The organism is Desulfobacter vibrioformis DSM 8776 (assembly GCF_000745975.1).
GTDB lineage: Bacteria > Desulfobacterota > Desulfobacteria > Desulfobacterales > Desulfobacteraceae > Desulfobacter > Desulfobacter vibrioformis.
The window spans coordinates 25831-37961 of sequence record NZ_JQKJ01000021.1; the positions used below are offsets into that span (position 1 = coordinate 25831).

Annotated in this window: 6 protein-coding genes; 2 read left to right on the forward strand and 4 right to left on the reverse strand. The window is 48.6% G+C overall.

The genetic code is table 11. The features are described from left to right. Nucleotides 1–42: 42 nt before the first annotated feature. Nucleotides 43–3063 carry an ammonium transporter gene (amt, locus tag Q366_RS13715; protein WP_051958064.1) on the forward strand — a complete coding sequence of 1007 codons (3021 nt, stop codon included), beginning with the start codon at nt 43–45 and terminating at the stop codon, nt 3061–3063. A 228-nt stretch (nt 3064–3291) separates the two neighbouring features. On the opposite strand, the gene Q366_RS13720 is transcribed toward amt, so the two are convergent. The 3 genes from Q366_RS13720 to Q366_RS13730 all read right to left on the reverse strand — a co-directional run bounded on the left by Q366_RS13720 (nt 3292) and on the right by Q366_RS13730 (nt 6548). Then, a complete protein-coding gene (locus Q366_RS13720; RefSeq protein ID WP_035239942.1) occupies nt 3292–3492 on the reverse strand; it encodes a cold-shock protein in 201 nt (66 codons plus the stop codon). Between the two features lie 156 nt (nt 3493–3648). Then, a complete protein-coding gene (locus Q366_RS13725) occupies nt 3649–4665 on the reverse strand; it encodes an ABC transporter ATP-binding protein (protein WP_035239944.1) in 1017 nt (338 codons plus the stop codon). After that, nucleotides 4662–6548, reverse strand: coding sequence for an extracellular solute-binding protein (locus Q366_RS13730; RefSeq protein WP_156968181.1), 1887 nt, complete (start codon nt 6546–6548; stop codon nt 4662–4664). The genes Q366_RS13725 and Q366_RS13730 overlap by 4 nt, the downstream gene beginning before the upstream one ends. A gap of 113 nt (nt 6549–6661) precedes the next feature. Between Q366_RS13730 and dinB the strand changes: the two genes are divergently transcribed. Continuing rightward, nucleotides 6662–8137 carry a DNA polymerase IV gene (dinB, locus tag Q366_RS13735; RefSeq protein WP_035239947.1) on the forward strand — a complete coding sequence of 492 codons (1476 nt, stop codon included), beginning with the start codon at nt 6662–6664 and terminating at the stop codon, nt 8135–8137. Between the two features lie 249 nt (nt 8138–8386). On the opposite strand, the gene Q366_RS13740 is transcribed toward dinB, so the two are convergent. Then, nucleotides 8387–12121: a DUF748 domain-containing protein gene (locus Q366_RS13740; RefSeq protein WP_035239949.1), complete on the reverse strand. Its 3735-nt coding sequence runs from the start codon at nt 12119–12121 to the stop codon at nt 8387–8389. Nucleotides 12122–12131 lie beyond the last annotated feature (10 nt).

Here is a 12131-nt window from a genome sequence, read left to right on the forward strand (position 1 = left end):
TAAATTACGATATGGATAAATACATGTGAGTAAACAGCAGCAATGAGCAGCGGAATTATTGACAACTTCTGGGTCATTGTATCGGCCGTACTGGTCTTTTTAATGCAGCCGGGATTCATGTGCCTTGAATCCGGACTTACCCGGCCAAAGAACAGCATTAATGTGGCCATCAAGAATATTGCCGATTTTGTTTTTTCAGTCCTGGGATTCTGGTTGATCGGGTTCGGTCTCATGTTCGGGCTTTCCCGCCAGGGCCTTATCGGCACCACCTGTTTCATGCCTGAATTTGCAGACAACTTCCATCTGATGTCTTTTTTCCTGTTCCAGACCATGTTCTGCGGCACGGCCACCACCATTTTTTCAGGCGCGGTGGCCGAGCGAATGAAGTTTTCTTCATATCTGCAGGTGGCGGTACTTTTATCTGCCATTATTTATCCGGTGTTCGGCCACTGGGCCTGGAACGGCCTTGACAGCGGTACCACGGCCGGATGGCTGGGGGCCGCAGGGTTTGTGGATTTTGCCGGTTCCACCGTGGTCCACAGCATTGGCGGCTGGGTTGCCCTTGCAGCCCTGATTGTCATCGGCCCAAGACATGGGCGTTTCGGGAAAGACGGCAAGCCCGTGGACTTCCATGGCAACGACTTGCCCTTATCTGTTCTGGGCACCCTTCTTTTATGGATCGGCTGGGTTGGTTTCAATGGCGGCTCCACCTTGGCAATGGATGCCCGGGTCCCGGGCATTATTGTAAAGACCATTATGGCAGCAGCCTCGGGGGCAGCCGTTTGTCTTTTCATCGGGTTCATGGTTACCGGAATCTCCAAAATTGCCTTTCTGATCAATGGGTCGTTAGGCGGCCTTGTGGCCATCACCGCCTGCTGCCATTGCGTATCTGTTTCAGAATCCGTGTTCATCGGCGCAGTGGCCGGCATCCTGTGCCTGGCCATGGAAGAACTCCTTTTCCATTACCATATAGATGATGCCGTCTCTGCTGTGCCGGTCCACCTGGGATGTGGTGTATGGGGAACCCTTGCCGTGGCGCTTTTCGGAGACCCGCAGATTCTTGGCACAGGACTGGACTTTATATCCCAGCTTTTAGTTCAGATCACAGGCATTCTGGCCGCCTGTTTTGCGGGGTTTATCATCCCCTTTTTAATCATTAGAAAGATCAATCGGATATCCCCCTTGCGCGTATCCGTCGAAGAGGAGGAGATGGGATTAAATGTTTCCGAGCACGGTGCCAAAACCGAAACCTTTAATTTTCTACGCGTCATGCAGGCCCAGGAACAGACCGGTGATCTGTCCCTGCGGGTGCCTGCTGACCCTTTTTCAGATACCGGTATTATTGCGGCCCGGTATAATAAAATGATGGAAGCCTTACAACAGATGGGGGCCAGGTTCCAGCAGCTGTTTGACGGATCACCCCAGGCCATGGTTTCCATGGATCCCGGCGGCCGTATTATCCATGCCAATAAAGGATTTGAAACCTTATTCGGGTATCCAGCCGCAAGCCTGACCGGCGCATACAACCTGGATTTGATTGTGCCTGAAGATTTGCGTCTTGAATCCACCACCTTGCGCCAGGTCATTTCAAGCGGAAAGACCATTGAAAAAGAGACCAAACGCAGACATAAATCCGGACGGCTGATTCCGGTTTCCCTTCTCGGTTTTCCCATCATGATCAAGAATCGTATTGAAGGCGAATTTTTCATTTACCAGGACATCACCGAACGAAAGGCCCTGGAAGACCAGTTATACCGCAAAGCCTTTTACGACAGCATGACAGGACTGCCCAACCGGGTACTGTTTTTAGACCGCCTCATACAAACCTTAAAACGGCAGGAGCGAAACAAACAGGCACACTCTGCCGTATTTATGATCGACCTGGACCGGTTCAAATGGGTGAATGACAACCTGGGCCACCAAAGTGGGGATACCCTGTTAAAAGAAGTGTCCCAAAGGTTTTTATCCTGCGTCCGAAGCATGGACACGGTGGCCCGTCTGGGCGGGGATGAATTTTCAGTACTCCTGGAAGATATCAGTGATGCCGGACAGATTATTTCCATTGCCAAAAGAATCCGGGATGAGACGGCCCGGCCTTTTATGCTCAAAGGAAAGGAGGCCCTGATCAGCGCAAGTATCGGCATTATACTTGACACAAGTTCTTATATCCGGGCCGATGATATCCTAAGGGATGTTGACATTGCCATGTACCGGGCCAAGACAACGGGGAAATCCAGATTCAGGATATTCGGCAAAAAACTTCAACAGATGGCCCATGATGCACTGCAGCTTGAAAACGATCTGAAAACCGCACTGGAGGAAAAGCAGCTTACCCTGTATTATCAACCCATTGTATCCTCAAAAACAGGCAGGATAAAAGGGTTTGAGGCGTTGATCCGGTGGATCCACCCCTTCAGAGGGATTATCCCCCCATCGGATTTCATCCCCGTTGCCGAAGAAAACGGCCAGATCATCCCCATTGGGCAGTGGGTGATTGAAACCGCCTGCCGACAACTTAAAACGTGGCAGAGCCAATTCTCCGGCTATGAGCATCTTACGGTAAGCGTCAATATTTCTGTCCAGCAGTTCTCCTACAACAATCTTGAAAAAATTGTAGAAACCGCATTGAATGACACAGGACTTGCTGCCCACTGCCTTGTGGCGGAACTGACGGAAAGCGCTGTAATCGACAAACCTGAGGCGGTAATAGGTCACCTTAACCGGTTAAAACAAAGCGGAATCAAAATTGCCATTGATGATTTCGGCACAGGTTATTTCTCATTGGCGTATCTGAAAAACTTCCCCCTGGATTTTTTGAAAATGGATAAGTCCTTTGTAAATGATATCAACCGGGACCATGAAAATCTTGAAATTGCTAAAGCCATTATCACCCTTGCCCAGAACCTGAACCTTGAAGTTATTGCCGAGGGTATTGAGTCCGATGACCAATTTGAGACGCTCCAGGGAATCGGCTGCGACTTTATCCAGGGATATTATTTTTCAAAACCCGTAGACTCACACCACGTAAAAGACCTTATCCTGAAAGAAATTCGCCACAAATAAAACAAAAAAGGCATATTAAGGGTTGAATTATTACAAAAAGTATTCTATTTTACTCTCCTTTAAATATGTGGGACAGGAGGGTATTGGATTATTGCCCTTCGGACGGGTTGTTAAGTTTTAGGTGTTAGGAAATGGCGATTCCTATACCTTGGACATAAAAAAAGGGCTTCTGAACAGAATCATTGTTCAAAAACCCTTTGAAAATAGACTTAACTTACTGAACTGAACTTATTGGACAGATACGTTGACCGCTGCAGGTCCTTTCTGTCCGTCCTCCACATCAAAAGTGACCCGGTCACCCTCATTAAGAGATTTAAAGCCTGATGCGTTGATGCCGGTATGATGCACGAATACGTCAGGCCCCTCCTCCTGTTCGATAAATCCGTAACCCTTTGCATCATTAAACCACTTTACGATCCCATTTGCCATTGCGACTCTCTCCTTACTTTTAGTGAATAAATTTAGTTTCAAACTCAGGTCCTTCTACGCCAACAAATGGGGTCCAGTCCTTAGAACGAAACTTTAAAAGCCCTGTAATCCGCAGCTTTGAATGTATATTATTAGCTTTTGCTTAAAAATCAAGGATTATTTATTAAAATTTGATTTTTTTTCGCCAGCATCAACCAGGTGGCATGCAGCAAAATGGCCGGAAGAGACAGGCATCAGCCTGGGGCGTTGGTCTTTGCACTGCATCAATGCCCTGTTACAGCGTTTGACAAACCGGCACCCGGCAGACATTTCAGACAAAGCAGGCACATTGCCGGGGATGGTGGGAAGCGGTTCTTTCGCCGTTCGCGCCAGGGAAGGAATGGATTGCAAAAGTCCTTTGGTGTACGGGTGAAACGGTTGCCGAAACAGGGTTGTCACAGAAGCGCTCTCTGCCACGGTACCGGCATACATCACAACAACCCTGTCACAGTTCTCTGCGATCAGTCCAAGATCATGAGTGATTAAAATCACAGCCATACCTGTTCTATCCCGGAATTGAAAAATAAGGTCCATAATCTGGGCCTGTACGGTTACATCCAAGGCCGTGGTGGGCTCATCGGCAATAAGGATATCCGGTTCACAGGCAAGTGCCATGCCGATCATTACCCGCTGGCGCATCCCGCCGGACAGTTGATGGGGATACTTTTTCATGATCTGCCGGGCATCGGCGATACCTACTTTTTCAAGCATCTGCGATGACGCTCTCTTTTTCTCTTTTGCCCCCATGCCGGGGAAATGCAGGGAATAACTTTCGGCAATCTGCCGGCCTATTGTATGAACCGGGTTTAATGCGGTCATGGGCTCCTGGAAAATCATGGATATTTTTTTGCCCCGGATTTTATGCATTTCGTCAATGGGCAAATCAAGCAGGTTTTCTCCTTTAAACAGGATTTCACCTGCTTTGATTTTTGACACAGGCTTTGGCAAAAGACGCAGCAAACTCAAGGCGGTCACACTTTTGCCGCACCCGGATTCCCCGGCAATACCCAGCACCTGGCCGGGCTCAAGTTCAAAGCTGACATCATCCACGGCAAGGACCTGTCCCTGGTCGGTCTGGAACGCAACCCCAAGATGTTTAACAGCTAAAAGTGGTGGACGATACCCTTGATTCATTCCGGCCGGACCTTTTTTTTATATTTGTCGTCAATGATGGTAACAGGGGCAAACACCTGCTTGCCTTTCATGGCGGCAAGGGTCTGACGCCGAATGTGTTCATCAATCCAGAAAAGCCCGCCCGTCTCCGGGGAAAAAGGATCAAACAGGCTGTCGGACATCGGGGTGCCGTGAAATTTCGGCAGCCGCATCCATCGCCAGTAGGCCAGCCGGACATAGGGCACCATATAGGAAGGCACATAGGCACAGATATCGTGTATCTTATTCTGAATCGTCTTGGACAGCTTGATGCGTTCCTGCTCATCCAGGCTGTCCCGGTACTGGTCAATGAGCCTGTCCAGTTCAGGGTCGTCCGTGTTGGTGATGTTGTTGGTCTGGGGTTTATGTGCGTTGTCCGAGTGCCACCCCTGCCAAAAGGCGGGCCGCATGCCGGCACTCCACCCCATCCAGGCCACATCATGCTTTTTTTCCAGGGTTTTCTTGAACATGGCTGTGGAATCAAGACGCTCCAGTTCCAGGTCAAGACCGGCCTTGAGCGCTTCTTCCTTCAAAACAGCCAGCCGGGGCATATGCTCTTCCAGATAATAGGTCACGGTGACGGAAAACCGCATATCCCCTTTGTGCCAGATGCCGTCCGGCCCTCTTTTCCAGCCGGCCTGCTTCATCAGCGCTTCAACTTTTGAAATATCGTATCCACGGGGTTTAATGGTATAATCCGTATATTCTCCATACCCGTAAAAGGCCTGGGGCAGCCGGAAATAATCCCCCCGTAGAACCTGCTTGATCACCTTATCCATGTTCATGGCATGGGCAAAGGCCTGCCGAACCCGGATATCCTTGAATATAGGCCGGTCCAGGTTCAGCCACAGTCCCCTGGACGGCTGTTCCAGGTCGTTGAAAAACCAGATACGTTCCACATATCCTTTATTAATAACCGGGGTGTCGGATTTCTGGTACCAGAATTTGGGCAGCACCATGCCAAAGGTATCCAGCCGGCCTTTCTTAAAATATTCCCACTGCATGTTGGCATCACGGATTACCGTGAAAAGCACCGAATCCACGTTAAACCGGTTTTTAAAATACCGCCGGTTTTTTGCCCACCACTGTTTCTTGCGGGAAAACCGGATAAACCGCCCTTTTTTAAAATCACTGATCTGGTACGCTCCGGTATTGGGCACAACAGCCCAGTTGAACCGGGATAGAAAATCCTTTCCCAGGGTTTTAAAAAAATGTTCGGGCGTTGGACTGATGCCCAGCTTCAAATAAAGATCCGGCACGGCCTTGGTGCTTTTTACCGCAATGGTGTAGTCGTCAAACGCGGTAACAGATTCGATCTCCCGGGTGTAGTAATCATTATACCAGGGAGCCACAATATATTCAGACCGCATAAATCTAAGGGTATACACATAGTCCCTGGCCGTAACCGGCACCCCGTCCGACCACAGGGCATCAGGGTCCAGCTTGAAATACATGGTCTTTTTATCAGGGGCATAGGCCCAGTGGGTGGCAAGCTCGGGGATAATCCGCCGTGAGATGGGATGAATATTGATCAAAGAGAGCTGATTGTTTAAAATTTCGCTTCTGAAAGATCCGTTGGAATCCGGCCCCACCACCCTGAAGGTCATGGGAAAATTCATGATGGCCTCCCGGAGCATCCCGCCTTTTTCAGCATTGTCCGAGGCAAAGACCGGGTCTGTATCATTGGTGATCCACTGGATATTGTCCGGCAGTTTCTGATATACCAGGGGCGCAAGCCCCGCATTGGAAGGCGGTTCAGACGATGGCGCATTTGGGGGCCGGTCTGATGAGCATCCGAACATCCCGCTTAAAACACAAAGATAAAGAATCGCCCATACTGCAAATAAAATCCGCCTGAATGTCACCTCTATATCTCTTCCCTGATTTTAAAATGATTTAATCAATCCTTGACAACAATTTTTAAAAAGTAAAACAATACAGCAATTTTTAATTCGATCCAAGGGGAGTTTTCATCACCATGATCCTCCATGTAGACATGGATGCATTTTTTGCATCAGTGGAACAGCGGGACAACCCGGCCCTTTTGGGTAAACCCGTTATCGTGGCAGGTCATTCCGGCCGCAGTGTGGTATCTGCGGCCAGTTACGAAGCAAGAAAATTCGGCATTCATTCAGCCATGCCCGTGTTCCAGGCCAGACAGAAATGCCCGCATCTGATTATCCAGCCGGGCAGCCGGGAAAAATATGCCCGGGATTCAAGAAAAATCATGGCTATTTTAAGACAATTCTCCCCTCTGGTGGAACCTGTTTCCATTGATGAAGCCTTCCTGGACATCACGGGGTGTGAAAAACTGATCGGCACACCTGAACAGACCGCAAAAAAAATCAAAACTGAAATTGCCAATCAGCTCGCCCTGACCTGTTCTGTGGGCGCAGCACCGATTCGTTTCCTGGCAAAAATCGCATCAGATATGGACAAGCCGGACGGACTGACCATTATATCCCCAATGGCCATGGCCCAGGTGATTGATACCCTTCCCATCAGCAAGGTGCCTGGCGTCGGCGCCCAGGCCATGGCCCAGATGCAAGGCCTTCGGATTCACACCCTGGGCGATGTAAAAAAAGTGGATCCCAAACTGTTAAAAAACAAATTCGGCAGTTTCGGACAACGGCTGTTTGAGCTGGCCAAAGGGATTGATCCCACCCCCGTAGAACCCGAAAGGCCCCGCAAATCCATCTCCGGTGAAGTTACGGTGTCCCGTGATATTTCAGATCCCCGGGAAGTGACATCTTTGCTTCTTGCCCAGGCCCACAGAGTGGGCAATGAACTGCGGACCTGCAATAAAAGATGTAAAAAGGTCAGTATTAAAGTGAAATTTTCAGATTTTTCCCAAATTACCCGGAGTAAATCCCTTGAAACATGGATCTCATCATCCAATGCTATTTTTGACCAGGCACTGTCCTTATATGATAATTTAAATATCACAAAAAAAATCCGGCTGGTGGGGGTGGGAGTCTCTGAATTCCAGGACCCAGAAAAACCCATTCAACGGTCTTTGTTTACCGATCAAAACCAGGAAGATCTCCGGCAATGGGAGGCCGTGGATCGCGCCATGGATTCGGTGCTTGCCAAATTCGGCCCCAATGCCCTGAATAAGGCCAACCTGAAAATCCATAAATTTTCACCCAAATACATAGGAGACCGGAAAGTGAACCCGATTTGTGCTGTGGAAGTAACCATTACAGGAAGGGTCCAGGGCGTATGCTTCAGGCATGAAACCCGGCTGGCGGCCCGGGAGCGCCGTCTGTCAGGCTATGTCAGAAATATGCCCAACGGATCGGTCCAGGCCCTGTTCCAGGGCAATCAGGAGAATATACAGGATATACTGGCCTGGTGCCGAAAGGGTGCCACCTTTTCAGAGGTAAAGGATGTAAACACCCGAACGGTTTCAGTGGATCCGGCATTAACACAGTTTGAAATCCGCTATGAGTGAGCTTATGAAAAACATTTTAACCACAGAACATACGGAAATCACAGAATTCTATCTTCAGTGTCTTCTGTGATTTCCGTGGTTAAACTTTTTCATATAAAACCCCCATGTCCTAGCGGACACAACGAAGCATGAAACTAAAGACACCAACAATGCGGGCTAAAATGGGCGCCCCAGGCGCTTCGCCCTCTTGTTTCCTGTATCTTGTCTCTAGTTTCTTACAAAAAACAGCCGCCCCCTGGTTTGCACCCCTTATTTCAAATTAAATGTGGCTTTGATCCTGGCATTGTTCTCTTCATTTGCAGCAACAGGATCCGGTTCTGTAACAAAAACCCTTCTTATATCAATCTTGCCGGGTTTTGTCAGGTAATTGGCAACTTCATGGCCACGCTGCCGCCCCAGGGCACTTAAGGCATCCCCATCCAGGGGCATGCTGGTGATCAAAAGCTTTTCTTTTTCCTCCAGGGTCAGTTCCTTTTCTTTTCCGGCCGCATCCCTGGGTTTGGGGAACGAAGCCTTTTTATATGATTTTTCAATAAGACGTGTGCGCGTCTCTTCATCCAAATCAGCCAGCTTGACCGTACCGTCTGCAGGCAGTTTTTTGTCCATGGACAAAACCATGGCTTCATAGGCATCATATCTTAATTGCCCGGCATCGTTATGTGTATTGTACTGGCTCATGATTTCAAGTTTAAGGTTCGGTTTTTTACCCAGCACCATTATCAGTTTGTCCAGTTTATCTTTCTGGGCCTGATCCAGCTGGCTTCTTCCCGGATCAAACTCCACATATCCCAGATCCTGGTTACTACCGGCCCCCACAAGACCACCTAAAAATTTAAAAGGGGCAGTCACAATCCCCGTAATAAAATTTTTCAGGACCGTTCCCACAACCTTCCCGAAATGAAATTTTGGGTCGCTGATGTCTCCTGTAATGGGCAGATCAAGGTCAATTTCGCCCTTGGAATTTTTAAGCAGGGAGATGGCAAGTTCCAAAGGCAGCGAAGGCGCATCGTCACTCTTCACTTTCTGACCTAATGTTAACTGGTCAAACAGAACACGATTGCTTGAATTAAGTTTATCTTCGTCGATATTGTAATGCAGATCCAGGATAAGCTTTCCCTTTTCAATTTCATATCCCAGATACTTTTTGGAATACACATTGAATTTAGGCAGCTCAATGTTTTTAAAGGATATGGTCAGATCAACAAAACGATTGTCTTTTAAAGGATCCACCTGCCCTGTGATATCCAAAGGCGCATATCCGCCATGCACACCTTTGAGTACAAGGCTGGCATGCGCCGTTCCCCTGGAGGACAGGCCTGTAAGGCTGCCGGCGATCTCGGTCATATTGGCGGTAAAATTAGGTTGGGTAAAATAGTCGCTGAAATTGATATGGCCACCCTGCAGGGTAATGGAATCAATGCGAATATCCGGTATTGCACTGCTACTGCCATCGCCATTTTGGGCCTTGGCTTTACCTTTGGCCGCGTTCTTGTCTACGGGTTGTTCCACCATGATCTCTTTGTAATTGAGCTGGGCATTTTTGTTCAGTATGGCCTGCTGGTAGAAATCCGTCAGCGCGATTTCCTTAATCACCACCGTCATAGGGTTTACGGAAATATCCATGCCCGTGGCATAAAGCGATTTGCATGAAAAGAAATCGGTGTTATCCACCTTGTTTTTGGACAGAAAATTATTAAGGGAAACCTGGCCCTTGTATGTTATATTTGGCGGGTCACTTTTCTTTTGGGCCGGGGTCATGACCACTGTCCCCTTGGTGTTAAGATATCCCTTGGATATTGAAATTTTTAAAAAATCAGTAAAATACGGTTCAGCGGTGTTCACGTCAATCCGGTTGAAGTCTATATTCACGGTTGCCGCTGGCCCTGAAATGTCAAAGCTGCCGTCAAGATTAATTTCTCCCTTGTTCTTGTTGGTCATGGATGCCTTGAAGGTTGATTTTTCCCCTTTTTTTGTGGAGAAATTTTCAACCGTGACACCAATGTCCTTCACAACCACTGTCACCGGCTCTTTTTGGGCCTGATCACTGATCTGCACCTGGCACTGGTCTAAGACCGTTTTATGTATCGTCGCAACCCAGGAAGATGCAGACGCGTTTTGCCCATCCTGTTTGGCGGCTGCCTGTTCTGTGTGTGCAGGATTGGCTGTCGTGGCCTTTGCCCCGGAATCTTCCCCGGTTTTCACAGCCTGCTCAATGGCGGCAAGCAGGTCGATCCCCCCTTTTTTATCCCGATTAACCTTAACCTGGGCCTTATGAAGTTCCACAAGCCCGACGCCTGCCTCCTGTTTTAAAAGATCACAGGAGATCTGGGATAATGCCAGTTGGTCGAACTGTACCAGGGGCTCTTTTTGGTCCTGTTCCGTCAGACCGAATTTATTCAGGGTCACCTGACCGTCGGATACTTTGACACCTAAGCCCGCCTGGGTCAGTCCCACCTTGAAGTTCAGACCGCCAGCCACATTTTCAAGGGTGACATTATCGCCAAGATAGGGTGCCAGATAGGGGCGAAAATTTTTAAGGGCAATCCCATCAACAGAAGCAGTGCCATTGACAGCCAGATCATTTTGAACATGAAAATCGCCTGCTGTTTTTATCTCTTCGTTGTCGCCGGTTAGAATATGGAGGTCAAATTTTCCTGCGGCCTTGGAACCGACTTGAATGTCAGTGAGGATAAAATTCAGGCTGGAAATCTTTTTTATGACTTCAGGTGATACCATTTTATCACTGAAGCGGATATGCATGTTTTTCACGGCTGCCTGGTTGATTTTCACAGTAAAAGGCAGGGACAGGGCAATCACCGGTTTTTCAGGTTTAGCGGCATCCGCATCTGACGGGGCAACCGGGACCGGGGTCGCTTCTGCCTGGGTGTCAGGATTTGACGGTTCCGGGAAAGGCGCCGGTTTTGCCGCCTGATCCGGGGAGGCCTTGGCTCCCTGCCCCCCGGGAACCAGGTTGATGCGGCCCTGGGCATCACGTTCAACAAACAATGAGGCCTGATCAACCAACACCTTGTCCACCAGAAAATTCATATCAAACAGATTCCGGGACGATGCATCCACCGCCAGTTCGGGACAGGCAAACAAATCGGTTCCGGACACATTGCCCAGATCAAAATCTTTTACCCGGGTCTTCAGATTGACGGCAAGGATCTGGTCTTCAGCGGTTTTTCCGGCCGGGATCTCATACTCGCCTGAAACGGATACGGCAAGATTACCGGCTGATTTAATTTTATAGGGGGCAGGCAGATCAATGTAGGGGACAAACGCGTTAAGATCCAGGGGCTGCATATTCAGAGAAACCGACATTTTCCGGGAGGCATCAAAGGGGATACCCGTCACATTGATATCCACCCGGGCCTTATTCACCAGGCAGTTCATAACTGCTTTGACAGGTGTTGCCAGATCCTTTCCCATGGTGCTGACAAGGGGCAGATCAAAATTCAACTGCGCCACTGAATGGGTAACGGAACGGATATGATCGGTGAAAACCAGGGCCGCATCCGTAATTTTTACATTAGATACCTTGAATTCAAACAAAGCGCCGGACTTCTCTTTAGCGGGCCCGGGTGTCTCCGTTTTTCCTTGGAGCAGGTCTGAAATATTTAAGGTATTGTCCTTATTCAAATGAAGGGCAAATTTAGGCCCTGTCACCTGAACAGCCGAAATCACCGGGGCCAGATGAAGCAGGGAAGAGGCGGACAGGTTAAAATAAACTTCCTGAATAAAGGCCAGATTTTCGCCCTTGATTTTACTTTCAATGGCAAAATTTTTGACCCGGGCCTCCAGCGTAAACGGATTAAAGGTTATGGATTCAATATGAGTCTGTCGTCCCAGGCTTTCAGTCAGCGAATCAGCAGAAATGCGTTTTCCGGCCCAGGGTGCCACAAGTCCTGTCAAGAGCAGATAAATGGCAAACATGATGGCAACACTTAAGGACACTATTTTTACCGTAAAATATCTCTTCATCGCTTCTCCC